A 19,461-nucleotide genomic window follows, 5' to 3' on the forward strand; every position below is an offset into this window, starting at 1 on the left:
AATCCGGAAAGCGGGTTATTTTAACTCTTAGCTGATTGTGTTTTAAATCTCTCCATTCATCCAAATCTACAACAGCATCTATAAAGTTCTCATTGATCTGCTGGTATTTTGACAAAGCGACCAAAAAAGTGATTTTAACCTTCTTCGGGTATAGTTTAATGTTGTAATAATCTTTATTATTTATGATTCTCAGCGACAGATCAATTGTTTTTTCTGTGAACTCATCAATAGGTACCTTTACCTCTGCACTTGTGGGAAAAATACTTACATTCTTCATCTTATTCTGCGTCATAGCAATTCTTGAAACAGTTGTATTTTGAGCATCTGTAAACTTTAAAGAATCGGTTGGCCAATCTTTAATTTTTTTAAGCTCTTCTTCCGGTCCGGATAATGTCACATATTTAGGGATGATCTCAATATCTTCTGAAATACCGTATTGCTTTGCAAAACTAAAATTAGACACCAATTTTACTGGCACTCTTTTAACGGTTCTTTCAGAAAAGTCAAAATAAAGTGTATCCGGTTTTACGGAAATTATCTTTTGCGAAGTTTCCAGCTGCCTGTTGACATTAAACAATTGCTCAGAAAAAAGAATGAAATTGCGATTATTTAATTTTTCCAGATTGATGGCTATTGACTGGGGTTTAACCCTTAAGCGTGCAAATAATAATTGCCAGCCTGTTCCCTCAACCTGCAAATCAACAGTATCTGACTGAAGTGCATGAAAGGCACGTTTTTGAGGGAAATTCTTATAAACCAATACGGTTTTAGCAGTATAAACGTACTTATTATTTAACGCCATTAACAACCACGCTGCTACTGCAAGAAGCAAACAGGTGACTAAAACGAGGAATCGCTTCCGCTCTATTTTTGTGAGTTTTATAAAGGGCATCGCTGTAAAAATACGAATAATCTATTAGTAAGACCACATGCATAATAAAAGGTCTGCACCTTGTTGGTACAGACCTTTTATTTTATACTCCTCGTAACTCTGAATTTATTTCAGGACCACTCAAGAGTAAAGCCATTATACAGGTGCGAGATCCTGAATAAATCAGGATGATGACCATCAAATTATGCCTTTGGAGCTTCTGCAGCTTTAGGAGCCGCTGCTTTTGTTGCGTCTAAAGAGATTGCAGTTTTATCAAAACGGATTTTTGTACCACCTTCAACTTCGATAAGGAAGGTAGTATCGTTCATGTCTACAATTCTACCATGTATACCAGCAGTAGTAACTATTTTATCTCCTTTTTTCAAATCTTCAACCAATTTTTTATGGTCTTTGGCTTTTTTAACTTGTGGTCTGATCATGAAAAAATAAAATACTACCATGATTAATACCATTGGTACTAAAGTACTTAACATGCTACTACCACCAGCTGCCTGCAATATTATTGTTGATATCATACTATTGTTATATAAATTAATTATTCTTTAATTTCTCCTGTTAAGTGTAGTTCAATTGCACTATTTAGTGCGTTAGATTTAACTGAAACTATTTTATCTTGTCTGCCTGTTTTACCTGCACTGTTAAATACAACGTTAAGCTCTCCGGCTTGTCCCGGTTTAATTGGCGCCTTTGGTATTTCAGGAACGGTACAGCCACAAGTTGCAATAGCATCTGTAATTATTAACGGCATTTTGCCCGTATTCCGGAATTTGAAACTATAAGAGACTTTTTCACCTTTCTCTATTTTACCGAAGTAATAATTATTAGTTTCAAAAGTTAATACTGGTCCGTCGGTATGACGGATTGCCTCCGCTTTAGCAGAGTCGGCGCTTGCTGTAATTGCAGCAGTGTCTGTAACAGTTGAAGCTGCATCAACATTTTTGTCAGTTTTTGATTGGCACGATGCTAACGTTAACGCAACTGCTGCCAGTAACAAAATTTTCTTCATAAATTTTTATTCTTCTATAAGTCCGCGACCAATTTTCTTAATACTGTTGGTTCTTTTAAGATCGCCCATAATTTTATCCAAGATACCGTTAATAAATGAATTACTTTTCGGTGTACTGTAATCTTTTGATAAATCCAGATATTCATTTATAGTTACCTTAACAGGTATTGACGGGAAATTTAGCAGTTCACAAATTGCCATCTTCATCAATATTGTATCCATTAAGGCAATACGCTCAGACTCCCAGTTTTTTGTACGTTCTGCAATAAGCGCCTGATAATCTTTATCATTCCTAAGGGTATAGATAAATAAATCTTCAACAAATTTGCTATCCTCGTCCCAATCCTGACTGATCGGCGTAAGTTTGTTTGCAAATGCGTCTTCTGATGTAAAATTTTTGATGGTTTTAGCAACCATTCCCTGCATTACCTCTTTGTCAACAGACCAATTGATAAATTTATCTTCAAATGCCTGTATAATATTGTGGCTTTTAAGAATAATTTTTCTAAAAATGTATTTGATAATGGTTTTAGATTCTTCCAGATCATTTACTTCATCTGCTAAATAAGCAGTGTATTCCGGAGTAACTTTCAAAGAGTTAAAAATTGCTTTTACAAATTCAGGATCCGCCATCCAGTTGATTTTGTATTTATTTACAGCAGCAACGAAGTCCGGATTGTTCTTTAAAGTAACTGCAAATTTATTGTTTTGCAATTTTAAGTTCGGATTAAGATCTTCTGCAGTAGGCAGGTGCTTGTTAGCACGTTCTGTTGCATCAACACCGGTATATTCCGTAACCTCTACTAAAAGTGAAAGCATCCATATGTACATTTCATATACATTATCAATACTGTGCATAAGAGCCTTCTTTGCTGAAGCTAAATCTCTTTTGTCTGTCATGTGCCAAGCAAATATATTTTGCAAAGCTTTAATTCTTAAGTGCCTTCTGTTTAACATGAATGTAAGAACGAGTGGTAAATTACCTGTTTATTAAAATGATGATTTTATTTTCTTTATATCTATTATTCTTTGTTCTGCAATGCGGTTAGCTGCCCATATTGTTGGAATATTATCCTTTTTAGACATTTTAATTACATCGCGTGTAGCATTGTAAATGTTCTCTGTAAGCTGCATTGTACGTTTTTTACCATATCCTGTAAGCTCAGAGTAACAACTGATTAAACCACCGGCATTGATCAGATAATCAGGAGCAAATAAAATTCCTTTATCTAACAGAAGCTTACCATGCAATTGTTCATCAGCTAATTGGTTGTTAGCAGAACCCGCAATAATAGCAAACTTCATTTTTTCAATGGTTTTAGAATTTACCGTAGCCCCAAGCGCACATGGAGCATAAATATCGGCATTTAATCCAAAAATTTTATCTGCAGAAATTGGTTTGGCCTTATAGGTACGTGCTACATGTTGCAAACGATCTTCATTAATATCACTAATGTAAACCTCTACATTTTCTGCTCTTAGTAACTCAACCAAGTGCTCTCCAACGTTACCTATACCTTGTACCACAACTGAACGACCAGCAAGCATATCAGTACCAAAAACCTCTTTAACACAGGCTTTAATACCCAGGAAAACCCCTTTTGCTGTAGTTGGTGCCGGATTACCTGCTCCTCCTAATGACTCAGGAACTCCTGTAACATGTTTGGTTTCCATTTGGATATATTCCATATCTCTTGTATTGGTACCAACATCTTCAGCAGTAATAAATTCTCCGTTTAGATTTTTGATGAATCGGCCATAGCTGCGCATCATGGCTTCTGATTTTCCTTTATAAGAATCACCAATGATTACAGCATTACCACCCCCTAAATTAAGGCCGGTGATAGCCGCTTTATATGTCATTGCCCTTGATAATCTGAGCACATCTTCAAGTGCTTCAGCTTCGGTAGCATAATTCCACATTCTTGTACCTCCTATTGCAGGGCCCAATGTAGTATCATGAATAGCAATAATCGCTTTTAAACCGGTATCGGGATCATTACAATAAACAACCTTTTTATGCCCAGAGGCACCAATTTGATCTAAAACTGAATTTACGATAGAACTATTACCAGACATATAATTTTGTTTATCAGATAAGCCGCAAAACTAGTCAAAAAAACATTATTTACATTGTTTTAACTAAAGTCTTTAAAAAATTTATCTTCATTTGGCTAACTTTACCTCCTCATGAAACACCTCCGGTTTTTAAACAAGTACTTTTATAAATATAAATGGTGGATTATTCCAGGAGTTTTCTTCGTGATTATATCAAATATTTTTGGTGTAATCCCGGCTCAGGTTATTGGCCATGCGTTCAATTTAATTACGGAGAACATCCAGATTTATGGTTTGTTTTACGGATTTGAGCGCCGAGAGGTTATTTACGATATTTTCTCTTATAGTTTGCTGTACTTTGGCGCACTTGTTTTGGTGCTTTACCTGCTAAGGGGACTGTTTCTATTTTTTATGCGCCAAACGATCATACTCATGTCCAGGCACATTGAATATGATATGAAAAACGAGATTTATGCACACTATCAGGAACTAAGTCTGGGTTTTTATCGCAGAAACAATACAGGCGACCTGATGAACCGGGCTACTGAAGATGTAAACAGAGTAAGGATGTATGTTGGGCCGGCAATTATGTACGCCATAAATACGGGTGTTCTCTTTTTGCTGGTCATTTATGCCATGTTCTCTGTTAACGCCACACTGGCTATCTTTTGTTTGTTGCCACTGCCGGCATTGGTTATCATAATTTATTTTGTGAATACAATGATCAATCGGAAAAGTGAACTCATTCAGGAGCAGCTTTCCAATCTATCTAGTTTTGTACAGGAAAGATTTTCGGGTATAAGGGTCATAAAATCATATGTTCGTGAAACACATACAAAAAAAGTGTTTGCGGCCGAAAGTGAAGGTTATAAGAACAGCGCGATGAGCCTTGTTAAAGTGCAGGCGCTATTTTATCCTACCATGCTTCTGCTTGTGGGTTTAAGTACTATCCTTACTATTTATGTTGGCGGAAAGCAAGTGATCAATGGTTCCATAACTGCAGGAAACATTGCAGAGTTTATTGTATATGTTAACCAGTTAACCTTCCCTGTTTCCATGCTTGGCTGGGTAACTACTCTTATCCAGAGGGCTTCCGCATCGCAAAAAAGAATTAATGAATTTTTACAGCTTAAGCCCGATATTAATTCTAATACGCAGGAAAAAAGAGTAATAAATGGAAATATCAGATTTGAGAATGTAAGTTTCACTTATCCAGATACCGGCATAGAAGCCTTAAAAAATGTAAGCTTTGAAATTGAACAAGGACAGTTCGTAGCAATTATTGGCCGAACAGGCTCTGGAAAATCAACGCTGGCTAATTTATTGATGCGGATGTATGATGTGGACGGCGGTAAGATAATAATTGACGACAAGGGCTTAAAAGACCTTAATTTGCAAGATTATCGCAACCAGATAGGTTTTGTACCTCAGGAAGTGTTTTTATTTTCTGATACAATTAAAAATAACATCGCTTTTGGTCTTGATACGGTTAATGACCAAGAAGTTGAAACAGCTGCAAAGAATGCTGCCGTTTATCACAACATTATCGATTTTGAGCTTAAATTTGAGACTATGCTTGGTGAAAGAGGAATCACCTTGTCTGGCGGACAGAAACAACGCGTTTCCATAGCCCGTGCACTGATCAAAGAACCGAAGATCCTCATATTTGACGACTGCCTTTCGGCTGTCGATACAAGAACCGAAGAAGAGATCCTGAATAATTTAGGTAGAATAATGAATGACAAGACAAGTATTCTTATTGCTCACCGGATTTCTACTATAAAAAATGCTGATAAAATTCTGGTTCTTGATGATGGTCAAATCATTGAGCAGGGTACTCATAACGAGTTATTGCAAAAAGGTGGCGCATATGCAGAAATGTATCAGAACCAATTACTTGAAGAAGAAAGTCAATCTGTGTAATTTCTATTTTGAACTTTAGTAATTATTCCTTTATATTTACCCGAACCAAAACCAAGAGCTATAGCAACCATGGGAGAATTTGACAACAAAGAGAGAGAAGAGGTTTTTTCAAAGAAAGTAAGAGCTGGTAAAAGAACTTATTTTTTCGACGTAAAAGCAACAAGATCAGGAGATTACTACTTAACCTTAACCGAAAGTAAAAAAAGACTGGAAGATGGTGTTTTTGTAAAACACAAAATCTTTTTATACAAAGAGGATTTCGAGAAATTTGCTGAAGGATTAAATGAAACTGTTGATTATATTAAAAGTCATCAGGAAGTGGTAGAAAAACGTTATGAATACTCTGAGAACCACGAAGGTGCTGGAACAAGGGTTCAAAACGACGACTTTTCATTTTAACAAAATAATAGAAAAACGCCCTGTTTGCAATAAACAAACAGGGCGTTTTTTATTCGGTTAACTTCTGAACCGATGAATTTCAGGAAAACAGATCCATTACGGGCTTACCTAACCCGTCGGGCGTAGTATAAAACGGCCTTTTTTCGACTAAATAATTAGTATCTGGAGCAATGCCAAGCGCATGATAAATGCTTTGATGGATTTGATCTATAACTATAGGATTTTCTATCGTTTTACATGGTCTTTCGTCTGCTGTTTTGCCATATACGCTTCCCTTTTTTATACCTCCACCAAACATTAGCATTGAACAGCCATCTGTAAAATGACGGTGCATACCGTAGTTTTTTATATCCTGTATAATATCAGGCTGCTCTACCTGCTCCTGTACTTTTGCATCAGGACGCCCTTCAACCATCATGTCTCTGCTAAATTCGCTTGCTAAAATAACCAGGGTTCTATCTAATCGTCCGCTCTTCTCTAAATCTTTAATTAACTGCGCTACAGGGCCGTCTATTTGCTTCTTCATATCTATCAGGCGAGTATAACCATTGTCGTGGGTATCCCAGCCTTTAAATGGCTCATATTCGGTAGTTACACTAATAAAACGGGCACCTTGCTCTGTAAGTCGACGAGCCATAAGGCAGCCTAGTCCAAACTTTCCTGTATTGTAGATATCATATATTTCTTTGGGCTCCTGGCTCAGGTCAAAAGCTTTGGCCTCGGGAGATTTTAAGAGGATATACGCTTGCTCCATGGATCTTTTTAAGGATTCCTTTTGATAATCACTGCCATATTCACCCATTGGACTTTTACTGATGAGATCATAATACAGTTTGTTTCGTTTTTCAAATCTGCTTGAGGACATGCCAACTGGTGGCTGCACACTTTCTAATCCGGCAGAAGGGTCGGGTATTAGAAACGGACCAAATTCATTACCTAAAAACCCCGCAGTATGAAAAGCTTTCAGTTCTTCTGCCTCACCAAGGGTAAACCGTTGTCCTATATCTATAAAAGCAGGAATTACCGGATTTAATGGGCCTAACTCTTTTGCGATCCAAGACCCAAGATGAGGGGCCGAAACGGATTGCGGGGGTTTATAGCAGGTATGCCAATGATATTGATGGCGCGAATGTAATATATGTCCCATATCTGCAGCTACATACGATCGGATCAATGTTCCTTTATCCATTACATTTCCAATAGATTGCAATCCTTCAGAAAAATTAATCCCATCTAAAATGGTAGGTACAGATTTAAAGGTGCTCAATACACTATTAGCCTGCATGCCTTTGGAAAAGGGCGTATATTTCTTTGGATCAAAAGTATCGGTGTGAGCCATCCCTCCTGCCATCCATAATAAAATAACAGTATCTGCAGTTGCATGGTTACTTTTTGAATTGCATGAGGACAGCAAATTGGTAAGAGGAATGCCAGCAGCCATAGCAGCTAAAGTTGCTGCGCTTGTATTCTTCAAAAAATCTCGTCTATTCCAATTCATCTTTTTAAGATTATAATTAATTTAAGCATAATTCGGGTTAATAGATTATTTGAAATTCGGGCAGCAGTACCATCGCCCAGAATAAATCCTGAATAGCATCAACACCAGGAGATTTGCCAAGAGCCTGTTTGGCTATTTTAATTTCCTTCTCAACCGGCTCCCTACCTAAAGTTTTTAAGTAAATATCTTTAATAAGCAAATCGGTATTTTTGTAATTTGCTTTCCAATGCTCGGCACCAATTTTAAGCACAGAATTAAACCTCCAGCCATTGGTAAGTTCAAGGGCTTGCAGCAAATTGGCTTGTGAATCTCGGCTGGTAGCTACTGTTTCTCTGTTTGGTCTGCCTAAGGCCGTAAGGAAACTATTGTTGGCCACCAAAGAAGCCCGAATAAAGGATGGTCTAATTTGAGGGTTATATTTGATGTTTGAATCAACAAAAACAGGAGTTATAACACTGCTTACAGCATCAGTAAACTGCTCGGCCGACATTCTTTTACGTACCATTCCTTTAAACTTATAATTCGGGTTACTAACCTGAGCTACCTCTTTAAAGCCTACTGACGGCAGTTGATAAGTATTGGATGTGGTAATCTGATAAATCAGCTCTTTTAAATCAGCCTTGCTGGCAACAAAATTAAATGCCATCCAATCTAGTAAATCCTGACTCCATGGCTCATTGTCCATAACATCAACTGGTTCAACCAAACCACGTCCCATAAGTTGCGACCAAATCCGGTTTACGATAGTACGATAAAGTCGTCCGTCTTCAGGTTTAATTAAATTTTCGGCTAGCTGTTTCCTTTTCTCCTTAACGGGGGCTTTGTTGTCTATAGTACCAAGTTCTTTCCAAAGCATCCTTGCATCTACATATTTTCCGGTTGGTTTATCACAACGATTAATTTCCAGCGTTGTATCTGCAAAAATATTTGCGAAAGCATAGGCATCATCCAGCTTTAAATCGCTGATAAAACTATTGTGACAAGAAGCGCATTTCAGATTAAGACCTAAAAATACCTGCGAAACATTTTGAGCCGCCTGCATTTCTGTTCTTTGACTGGCATTGACAACTCCACGCCATTTTATACCTTCTATAAACCCTTTTGACTCTTCGGAAGGGCTAATTAATTCTTTTACAAACTGATCATAAGGTTTATTCGTTTTTAATGATTTGAACAACCAATCAGTAATGTTGAAACGACCTCCTGTAATATATCCGGTTCCTGAATAATCGTTTCTTAAAGCATCATTCCAGAAACTTAGCCAATGCAAAGCATAATCGTTATCAAGACTCAGTAATTTTTTAACCCACAAGGCTCTTTTATCTGGTCTTGCATCTTTTGAAAATGATTCCAAATCGGCCGGGCCAGGTAATAGACCAATGATATCAAGATAAATCCTCCTTAAATAAGTACGGTCATCAACTAATGAGGGCCATTTAATCTTATTTTTAGCAAAATACTGGTTAGTCCATAAATCAACAGGATTAGATAAATTATTTGAGGGAGCAGGAAGAACAGGATTACGCGGTTCAAGTTTTGCTACTCTAAAAACGTTTTGCTTTGTGCCATCATCTGGCCATGGGGCTCCTTTTTCTATCCAAAAACGGACTATTTCAATATCCTTTTCAGCCAGCTTTTTCCCTTTAGAAGGCATTACATCTTTATGATCTGCAGGTAAAGAAATACGCTTAAATATTTCACTTTCCTGAGGATTACCAGGCACAATAACAGGCCCATTCTCGCCACCTTTAAAAGCTACGTGTTTCCCATCAAGCCTCAAATCTCCTTTTACTTTGTCTGAGCCATGGCACTTATAACAATTATGTGCAAGTATAGCTCTTACCTCAGTGTTTAATTCTACTTCCTGCTTTTTTGTAAGCTTAGCTGTATCACCCTTTAATGCAACAAGCCTAAAATTATCTGAGCCCTTTGTTTCATAATCCTTGCTCCATGGCAATGTGCTGGACAGGAAATCGCTTCCATGCGTTAAATTAGCTCCAAAGTGGCCGGCTACAGAAACACCAATTGCTGTCGAAAATAATAAACCCCGATAAACTTTAACTTGCTTAAACTTATCTTTTTTGCGGATTTGATAAAGAAAAAAAAGCGTTAAAACACCAAGCGCTGCAGTTGCAAATCCTATCCATTGGTGCAACGTTAAAACATCGCCGCTATAATCACCATCCTGATACAGTAACCACCCCAAAGCTGCAGATATTATAGCGCCAAGTGATCCCGCAATAAGGAGGGCATCAATACCTGAACGTAGTTTTGAATTAAAGTTTTTTAAAGTGAATAGCTCCAGTATAGCAGCAAATAAAAGCAGCGCCACAGGAAAATGGACTGCCAAAGGATGCAGATGGCCTAAAAAATCCCAAAGCCAGAATGCTATGTGCTGTAACATAATTAGATTTTATATTTGGTTTCAAAAAAATGAATTTTTCAAAAGGCAGAATAGTTATTCTGCCTTTTGAAAAATCTCATAACTTGAATAAATATCTAATTATAATCATTAACAAGCAACCTGTACTGTCTTGTCTTTCCTATTAATTTTGCACTTTAACCGAACGGCCGAATTTGCCTTCGCTATTAAACACTTTTAATTGTATTATTCCTTTTGTATCAATAGCTGATTTGTAGATAGTACTATTTATTGTTGGCTCTGTTCCATCTGTAGTATACCGAATTACAAACCCTGGCAATTGTAAATTTGCACTCACCCGCCCGCTTTCTATTGATACCCCAGGGGTTGGAATACGGTAATTATAACCACCTGAATAATGATTTAACCTTGGTATTTCTCTTTTGCCAATAATATTCACAAATTCAGACCAGTCCTTATTATACAATACTTTACTTTTTAAGGTATCTTTTTCAATTGCCCATTCGGGATTTTTTGCCCAAGCTCTTTCAGCTACACCAAATAACTTTGGCAAAAGCATATACTCAAATCTTTCAGGGGTTTTAATGATTTCACTCCACAAAGGCGATTGTATGCCCACAATGTTTGATTTTCCAAATTCAGTAAGCGTAGTTTTCCCCTCTAATTTCTTTTTATCAATAGGGTTACCACTTTCATCTTCCTTCAAATTTTTAAACAGTTCATAAGGAACAAAATAATAAGGTTTCTCTACATCAACATAACCACCCCAATACTGGCCGGTTTCGTTAAAACTTTTGTTGGTTGCCAGATCCAGATAAAGGTTTGTAACACACGTTAGTACAACTTTATATCCTTCATTGGCTAATTTATAGGCAAGATCCTCATTACCACTTAAGTTATTCCATACATCGGCGTGGAAATTCTCATTAGCAAAACGATCATCAAGCACCATCTTCTTTTCTCCATTTACCAGTGCTTTTCGTAGTCCTATTTCTTCCCAGCCCGACAAATACAACTGCTTTGCCTTAAGCATATTATTGACTTTGCTGAAATAGTAATGCCACATTTCATCTACCCCTTTAATTGAAGTATCGGTTTTTAACAAGTTTGCAACAGCAGGAGATTTTTCCCATACTCCAGCCGGGACTTCATCACCACCAAAATGTATTGTTGCCAGTGGAGCATTGGCTTCTGTGTACATAATGCGTATTTCATCGACCACTTTTTCAAGAAAGTTGTACGCTGATGGTAGCGCCACATTAATTACATTATCATTCCATCCCTGAACCGATTCATATATTGATTTATCATTCAAATCTCGCAACAGATACTGTCCGGCTTCTTCCTTTTTACCTGCTTTCATTAATCTTTCGTACCTGGCATCCATAGACTTAATGGCGGCTCTTGCATGGCCGGGGGTTTCAATCTCAGGTATCACGCGGATATGCCTTGCAGTAGCATATTTAAGGATTTCAATAAAATCGGAGCGTGTATAAAATCCGCTTCCGGAATTCACACCTATTTCAGATCCAGATCCGTACGATGGGAGAATATTCTTACTGTCATCAATCGTATGACCACGTTGCGAGCCAATTGTTGTAAGTTCAGGCAAGCCTTGAATCTCCAATCGCCATCCTTCATCATCATTTAAATGGAAGTGAAGCACGTTCATTTTATAAAGTGCCATCACGTCCAAAACTTTCAGCACCTCCTTTTTAGCTTGAAAATTTCGTCCTACGTCCATCATGAATCCCCTGAATCCAAACCGGGGAGCGTCCTCAATTTCGACTGCAGGTACTGCAATTTCCTTTTGGATAGCTCCCCAAGATGTGGAAGGGAATAAAGTCTTTAAAGATTGTATACCATAAAATGCGCCTGCCGGTTCGGCAGCTGTAACAACTATACTTTCTGGTGTAACGCTTAGTCTATAGGACTCACTACCGCTTATGTTTCCTTTTTTAATTACAATAATGTTTTTAACAGGCGACTGAACAAAAGAAGGTCTTTTACCGAGTATAGCCGATAATTCATCGGCAAATAGATTGGCCTCATTATCAAACTCAATTTCAGTTATTATCGAAACTTCTGGGGTCAATTTAAATGCCCCCTCTTGTTCTTTATAAGATACAGGAGTTGGAAAAACTTTGGGCAGTTTATCTAGAGGAATATCCTGTATAGATTTGTTCCGGCTAAATACTTGAGCCGCCACCTCAGCCTCTACTTTTTCAACCTGCTGAGTCGGATTTATATCTGTATGCTTGATATTATATCCTTTAGAAGGGGTTTTGTCCCACACCAGATAAAAACCTGATGAGAGGTCAGTAATATTTTTTACCTCCGTTGAAAGCACTTTGATCTTTTTTGATGCACCAGATTTTAAAGCCGCAAAACCTTTTAAGGGATACAAACGAAATAAGTCTCCATTTATATGTTTTATTCCGGCACTAAGACTGTCGATACCGGTAACTTGCATAGGTCTGGAGTTAAAATAAATGCTCCAGCCTCCGGCAGGTAATGTTTGTTTGCCATTATTAGTAATTGTTAGTACTGATAAGGTTTTATCATCAATATTGTTCAAGACCTCCCTTGTAATGTGGAGGTCACTAATCTTAAACGGCGATGCCGATTGTGCATAAGCATTTATTAAACCACTAAAAAGTAGTGCAATTAGAATACAGAATTTCTTCATTTTGTTTGATAACTAAACGCGTATGTATATTTTCCTTTTATCGAGTATATAGCCTACCAGCCAGCAGGTGAGCATAAAACAAATTGCAAAAAGCAATGAACCAACAGGACCAGGTGCGATAACCTGAAAAAACCTTGTGCTAACCCATCCCCTGAAATCTAAACCAGGAATGATCACCCCTATGATGGTTAACAACACCTCTGAAACTATGTAAATGAATAACGGGTTTTTCCCAAAAACCGTAAAGAAACCTGTCCATTTCGTATAGGATTTTACTTCTATAACATAAATCAGCGCGCCGATAATTACCAGATCCAAGCCACAGGTAACCAATACAAAAGAACTTGTCCATAGCTTTTTGTTTATAGGAAATACCGGATTCAGGCATATTGCTATTAATATCAACAGGCCACCGGCAAGTAATAGTTTCGAAATTGTTTCAAATCCTTTTCCTTTTTCCTGTATGAATTTACCAGCAAAATATCCGATAATCACGTTCACACAAGAAGGTATGGTGCTCAATATCCCTTCAGGATCAAAAGCTATACCTTCGCCATGGTACATATGCTTATCTCCCAGCACATATAGATCAAGATATTGGCCAGCATTTCCCGTCATACTAAACGGATCCGCCGCATCCCCAAATAACAATAAGGCCACCCAATAGCCAATCAAAAACAATAAGCTGATAATGATTACGCTTCTGGTGCTCAGGTAATGGATTAGCAACGATGCAATACCATAACAAAGCGCTATTCGCTGCAAAACACCTAAAATTCGCGTATTTGCTATGGGCGAGAAACTAATGCCTCCACCTTCGTTGTAACTAAAAAAAGGAAACCAATACATTAGATATCCTATAAGAAATATAAGCAGTGTACGCTTAAATATTTTTGCAAGCACTGCTGAGTTCTCCATCTGGGCAAATTTTTTCATAGAGAAACTCATGGCATTTCCTACAGCAAATAAGAACGATGGGAATACCAGATCGGTTGGTGTAAAACCGTGCCAAGCGGCGTGGTTCAGCATGGCAAAAGGTTCTGCTCCGCTACCGGGTGTGTTCACGATAATCATGAAACAGACTGTCATACCCCGAAATACATCGAGTGATAAAAAACGTTGTGGTTGGTTCATTGTTTTAGGTTATGTTCAGATTAATTATATCCTGGGTTCTGTTTTAAAACCGGCGCACCATTAGATTGGCTTAAGTCTATCTGGCGCTGTGGTATTGGGTAATAATTATTCTTGCCCTTAACAAACTTACCGTTCCTCACGTCAGACGTAATTTTTCCCTGATAGCTAAAATAGGCATTTAATTCCTGATCGGCTATACCCCATCGCACCAAATCAAAGAATCGGTGACCTTCCATTGCCAGCTCTATTTTCCTTTCATAATAGATCGCTCTTAAGGCATAGTCTTTACCTTGACTTGTGAAGTTTCCTGCCGGATATTCATTGATTTTGTAATTGGCTGCCGGTTCATCAGAGAATCCGGCAGAAGGGTCTTCATCATCTTTATATTTAAAAAGCCAGCTTTCATGATCCGCGGCTCTTGCCCTAACCCTGTTTACGTATTCCTGAGCTTTACCTAAACTTCCAATTTGTGCCTCACATTCGGCAGCCATTAAAAGTACATCCGCAAAACGGATAATTGAATAGTTAACAGCCGTTCCCGGTGCCCAGGTGCCCTGGTCTCCATCGCTATCTGCATTTTCACTCCAATAAACGTTCTTTTTTGGTCCATATGGACCGCCATAACTTTGATCTCTTGCCCATGGTTTACCAGGGTAAATTCCCCAGTCGTGATAAGGTATGCCGCGACGACCGGCAGTCCAATCCAAACGTGGATCAAGTGTTCCTTCATCTGGCGTGAAATTTTGGCCAGCCTCTACTCCCATATCTGTTTTTACAGGGAAACTATTAAAGTTTGTTAAATATGGTAATCCTGTAGCGGGGTTTGTTCTAAAATGGTTTACCAAATCTATTGAAGGCTGGAAAAATCCGCAGCAGCTAAAAGGGCTTCCATCCCCATAAGGGAAATTAAGCATGTCGCCATTGTTGGCATTTGAAGGTCCTGTTGGATCTGCGTTTGCAGCCATTTGGATCACAAAAACTGCTTCCGGATTATTTTCTCTGCTTGGCAACCAGTTGTCTTCAAAATTTTTATTCAGATCATATTTTAGGCCTGAGCTGGTTTGACCTTGTGTAATAACCGCATCAAATACTGGTTTGGCCAGGTCATATTTATACTGGTACAAGTAAGCCTTGGCAAGATATGCACCCGCTGCCCATTTATTTGCCCTCCCTATTTCAGATTGAGCTGGAAGTAAATTTTCATAAGCATACTTCAGATCATCAGTAATTTGCGGCCATATATCCACATTGTTAGGTTGATTAAAGTTAGTTGTGGTTTCATCAATCCAGGGAACCATATTCCACATCTTTTTTAATTCGAAATAATAGTGACCACGTAAAAAACGTGCCTGGGCGCCAATACTTTTACGCTCTGCTTCGCTCAGATCTGTAGCTTTTGCCATCAGCTTTAAAACATTATTTGTACGTGTAACACCTTCATATAGTGCTTTCCATTTGCCATCATAAAAAGCATTGGTTGCTCCTGAGTAAAAATTGGCAATTGGATCAATAGCCGGCTGATCTGCACCGTCGCTTCCTTTAGAAGCGTCACCACCTACCACAGAGCCAAAAACCCAGTTCGTAGGAGAGGCTTGCCAGGCATCGCCCCCACCCAATGCAACATCGCCACCTTGCATACCATCTAAAGCGGCATAAGCGCCAATTAGCAGTCCATTTACACCATTTTTGTTAGCAACAAGCTCTTCTGATAATGAGCCAAGAGGTGGCTGTATTAAAGCCTTTTTACAAGAATAAAATAGTTGTCCTGTAAATAACAGCACAGCTAGTAATATATATGTTGATCTTTTCATTTCCTTAAACCGTTAGGTAATTAAAACTGTAAATTTAAACCCAGTAAAAAAGTCCGTTGACTTGGATAAGAACCGTCATCAACCCCGTAGGCTGTTTGCTGTCCTGTTTCACTTGAGGTTCCAACTTCCGGATCTACTCCTGAATATTTTGTTACTGTGAACAAATTGGCCGCAGAGATATAAACCCTTAGCCTGTTAACACCCAGCTTTTGAAGCTTATTTGCAGCGAGTGTATAACCAATTTGCACGTTTTTAAGTCTCAGGTAAGATCCTTTTTCTACGAAATAAGAATTAGGGACACTGTTTGTGCTAAAAGATTGGGTTGTTTCCTGTATTGGTGCCTTTGCATTCTGATGCGAGGGTGTCCATGAGTCATAAAGAGCTGTGTGGCTTTTTGCTCCGCCAAAAGAAGGCACAAAATCTGTCCACCATTTTACCTGATTCCAAATTGAATTGCCTTGAACACCATAAAAGAAAGCACTAAAGTCGAAGTTTTTAAAACTAGCACCCAGATTAAGCCCGTAACTGAAATCCGGATTTGCATTACCTAAAAAGGTTCTGTCATCGGCCGTAATCATTCCGTCGCCATTTACATCTGCGTATTTAAACCTGCCGACTTTAACATCATCCTGATAAACAGTATTTGGATCACCAGTAACAGCTTGAGCTTTTGTATTTGCAGCTTCAATTTCATTGTCTGAATTCCAGAATCCCGCTATTTTATAACCAAAGAATTCACTAACCGAGTGTCCTACAGCATTACGAATAATACGACTACCATCAAATCTTCTTGAATCTACATCGTAATAATCTACATCTCCAGATACTTTTTTTATCTCATTACGGTAGGTGGTAATTGTAGCCGTCGCATTAAGTTTAAGATCGCTTCCTACATCTTTATGTCCTGTTAACGAAATATCGAACCCATCATTTTTCATTTGAGCTATGTTAACAAATGGCACAGTAGCAGCACCAACAGTTCCAATCATTTCTGGATTGTACAAAAGATCACGAACATTTTTCTGGTAATAATCAGCAGAGATCTCTATACCGCCACCAAATAATGTTGCATCAAAACCAAAGTTTGAGTTTACATTTTTCTCCCATTTTGCATCCGGATTTCCGGTTTGGTTTTGAAAGAATCCTGCAACTACAGCATTTCCGCCACCTATTGCATAATAAGACTGGCCAATTGAACTGCCAAATGTTGTAAAGGAGTTGGCACCGGAAACATTTACCTGGTTACCCATAATACCCCAGCCACCTCTTATTTTTAGATCCGTAATCCATTTCACATCGGATAAAAAACTTTCTTTTGAGATCCTCCAGGCACCACTTACTGCAGGAAAAACTCCATATGTGTTTTTCAGGAATTTAGATGAACCATCTCTACGGATAGTAGCTCCGATAAGATATTTGTCATTAAATGCATAATCAACACGCCCTATTAGTGAGAACAAAGCATCAGCAGTTCTTTCACTAACAGTTTCCATTGGGCCGCTACCATTCGAAAGGTTTGTATAATCGGGATCAAATGAGAAATAACCTTTGTTACTTCCACTCATGGTGCTATACCGGTTCTTGTTGTACTCAGTTCCTACCAATACCTTTAAACTATGCAGGTTAAAAGTTTTGTTAAATGATAAGGTATTTGTCCAGGTGTATTCTAATCCAGTATTTGAAGATTCGGCATAACTGTTACTAGTTGTATTCTCTGCATTTTCATATTGAGGAAAAACAAATGATCTTGATGCACCTGAAAATGAATCGGCACCAAATGCAGTTCTAAGTGTTAAAAAAGGCAAAATATCTGCTTCTGCAAAGATATTTCCAAATAACCTGTTGTCTGTTGCCTTATTATCTTTAGTACGATACAGCATGGCTACCGGATTATAGGCATCGCCTAATTTCCCACCATAACCACCTGCGAAATTCCCCATAATATCATATACAGGGATAATAGGTTGCTCTCTAAAAGCATGCCCTATAGCATTGTCACCACTAAGCCCGTCTATTTTAGGATTATTTGTAATGGTATAAGCTAAGTTCTCTCCAACCCTGACATATTTTCCAATGTTATATTGAGTATTAGAACGCACTGTATATCTTTTTAGATAAGTTCTATCCAATGTTCCTTTCTGATTGAAATAATTTGCAGAGAAAAGATAACTCCCCTGATCTGAACCGCCACTTACAGAGATGTTCTGACTGGTTATTGGTGCCGGGTTAAATATTTCATCATACCAGTTCGTTCCTGCTTTGTTTGCTCTATTAATTCTGTAAAAGTTATTATACTCTTCATCAGAAGTAAATAACGGTTTTACATTATATAAGGATGGGTTTACAGATGGATCTCCCTCTTTAGCCCCTAGTGGATAGATATAATCGGGCAATACATAGGTTGGACCATTTCCATATAGTGGATCATCAAATTCAGTTTCTCCAGTATTTGCTTCAGCAAGTCTTTTCAGATTTGCCATCTCCTGTGGCGACAAAATATTCCAAACGTTTCCTGTTTTAGGTCGCTGTGTACCATAATAAGCATCATATTGTACCTTTACTTTATCCTTACCTTTTTTAGTACTGATTACAATAACTCCATTTGCCGCACGTGATCCGTATATTGAAGCTGATCCTGCATCTTTTAACACCTGCATCGATTCTATATCATTCGGATTAATATCGGCTACATTGAGCGTTGGAACACCATCAACCACGTAAAGTGGGTTGTTATTGCCAAAAGTATTTACTCCCCTGATACGCACCTGAGGCTCTTCTCCAGGTTGTCCGGAACCCAAAATGGTAACCCCAGAGGCCTGTCCTTGCAACAGATTATTTATGGATGGGCTGGGTTGTTTAATCATGTCGGCAACATTCACCACAGAAACGGCCCCGGTAAGGTCCTTTTTCTTTTGTGTTGAGTATCCCAGAACAACAACTTCACCTAATGAAGTTTCTTCTTCGATAAGCTGAACATTTAAAGTGCTCTGGCCATTAACCGGAACTTCTTTTGACGTAAAACCGATATAAGAAAAAACCAAAACAGCATTAGCATCAGGCACACTAATGGCAAAATTTCCATTTATATCTGTAATAGTAGCTGTTGTAGTACCTTTTACTTTTACACTTACCCCGGGTAATGTTTCTCCTTTTGTTGAAGTTACCTTACCTTTGACTGGAACAGGGGGCTTATTGGTATTTGGCTCATTAGTCTTCTTAGACATATCTTTATCGTACAGAATAATTCTGTTATCAATTACCTTATAGAAGATACTTAGTGGATTTAATGTCTCGTCAAGGATATCTCCAAGCCGTTTTTTGGTATAGTTTGCTGATGTTTTTCGCTCAGACTTAATTACCGATGGACTATAAATAAATTTAACTTTTGTTTGGTTTTGAATTTCATTTAATATCTCGGTTACCTTAGCATCATTAATGCTGATGGAAATTTCTTTATTCAATATTCCCTGAGCGCCAGCATTTTTTGCCGCTGCGCCACATGTGAATAGAACTACAAGAAATATTTGGGCTATAGATATCCTCATTGCTGTTTTTATTAAAGCAACAAATCGCTTTTTTTTCATAACTTTAGGAGTTTTGTTCGTTAATATGAAACTTTTCGTACAGAATTTTTAACTGGCAATGTCCCGCAACATTGTCAGTTTTTT

Annotated in this window: 13 protein-coding genes; 2 read left to right on the plus strand and 11 right to left on the minus strand. The window is 38.1% G+C overall.

Features of this window, described 5'->3' with window-relative positions; translation table 11 throughout:
- From AC1DDK_RS12790 to AC1DDK_RS12810, 5 genes are all read right to left on the minus strand, one after another.
- On the minus strand, positions 1-832 hold an 832-nt coding region (locus tag AC1DDK_RS12790; protein ID WP_477633944.1), incomplete at its 3' end, for a YbbR-like domain-containing protein.
- Positions 833-1,074: 242 nt separating this feature from the next.
- The gene (gene yajC, locus AC1DDK_RS12795) at positions 1,075-1,407 is read right to left on the minus strand and encodes a preprotein translocase subunit YajC (RefSeq protein ID WP_172659592.1); all 333 of its coding nucleotides are present in this window, start codon (positions 1,405-1,407) and stop codon (positions 1,075-1,077) included.
- A gap of 20 nt (positions 1,408-1,427) precedes the next feature.
- Positions 1,428-1,898: a DUF1573 domain-containing protein gene (locus AC1DDK_RS12800; protein ID WP_172659591.1), complete on the minus strand. Its 471-nt coding sequence runs from the start codon at positions 1,896-1,898 to the stop codon at positions 1,428-1,430.
- 6 nt (positions 1,899-1,904) lie between these two features.
- Positions 1,905-2,798, minus strand: coding sequence for a transcription antitermination factor NusB (nusB, locus tag AC1DDK_RS12805; RefSeq protein ID WP_246269409.1), 894 nt, complete (start codon positions 2,796-2,798; stop codon positions 1,905-1,907).
- Between the two features lie 90 nt (positions 2,799-2,888).
- A complete protein-coding gene (locus AC1DDK_RS12810) occupies positions 2,889-3,977 on the minus strand; it encodes a Glu/Leu/Phe/Val family dehydrogenase (protein ID WP_048906948.1) in 1,089 nt (362 codons plus the stop codon).
- A gap of 111 nt (positions 3,978-4,088) precedes the next feature.
- On the opposite strand from AC1DDK_RS12810, the gene AC1DDK_RS12815 reads away from it, so the two are divergent.
- Both AC1DDK_RS12815 and AC1DDK_RS12820 read left to right on the plus strand, forming a co-directional pair.
- Entirely contained in the window at positions 4,089-5,879 is a 1,791-nt protein-coding gene (locus AC1DDK_RS12815; RefSeq protein ID WP_172659589.1) for an ABC transporter ATP-binding protein, read from the plus strand.
- Between the two features lie 69 nt (positions 5,880-5,948).
- On the plus strand, positions 5,949-6,278 hold the full coding sequence (locus tag AC1DDK_RS12820; protein WP_048906949.1) for a DUF3276 family protein: 330 nt from the start codon (positions 5,949-5,951) through the stop codon (positions 6,276-6,278).
- A gap of 79 nt (positions 6,279-6,357) precedes the next feature.
- Here AC1DDK_RS12820 and AC1DDK_RS12825 read toward each other — a convergent pair whose 3' ends face one another.
- From AC1DDK_RS12825 to AC1DDK_RS12850, 6 genes are all read right to left on the minus strand, one after another.
- Positions 6,358-7,776 carry a DUF1501 domain-containing protein gene (locus tag AC1DDK_RS12825; RefSeq protein WP_172659588.1) on the minus strand — a complete coding sequence of 473 codons (1,419 nt, stop codon included), beginning with the start codon at positions 7,774-7,776 and terminating at the stop codon, positions 6,358-6,360.
- A gap of 37 nt (positions 7,777-7,813) precedes the next feature.
- On the minus strand, positions 7,814-10,180 hold the full coding sequence (locus AC1DDK_RS12830) for a DUF1549 domain-containing protein (RefSeq protein WP_337716473.1): 2,367 nt from the start codon (positions 10,178-10,180) through the stop codon (positions 7,814-7,816).
- 142 nt (positions 10,181-10,322) lie between these two features.
- Complete coding sequence (locus AC1DDK_RS12835; RefSeq protein ID WP_337716471.1) at positions 10,323-12,848, minus strand: family 20 glycosylhydrolase; 2,526 nt, start codon at positions 12,846-12,848, stop codon at positions 10,323-10,325.
- Positions 12,849-12,860: 12 nt separating this feature from the next.
- A complete protein-coding gene (locus AC1DDK_RS12840; RefSeq protein WP_172659585.1) occupies positions 12,861-13,982 on the minus strand; it encodes an acyltransferase family protein in 1,122 nt (373 codons plus the stop codon).
- A 20-nt stretch (positions 13,983-14,002) separates the two neighbouring features.
- Positions 14,003-15,793, minus strand: a complete 1,791-nt coding sequence (locus tag AC1DDK_RS12845) for a RagB/SusD family nutrient uptake outer membrane protein (protein ID WP_337716469.1) — start codon at positions 15,791-15,793, stop codon at positions 14,003-14,005.
- A gap of 20 nt (positions 15,794-15,813) precedes the next feature.
- A complete protein-coding gene (locus tag AC1DDK_RS12850) occupies positions 15,814-19,377 on the minus strand; it encodes a SusC/RagA family TonB-linked outer membrane protein (RefSeq protein WP_288880975.1) in 3,564 nt (1,187 codons plus the stop codon).
- Positions 19,378-19,461 lie beyond the last annotated feature (84 nt).

It is taken from the genome of Pedobacter sp. 05T44, assembly GCF_056395985.1.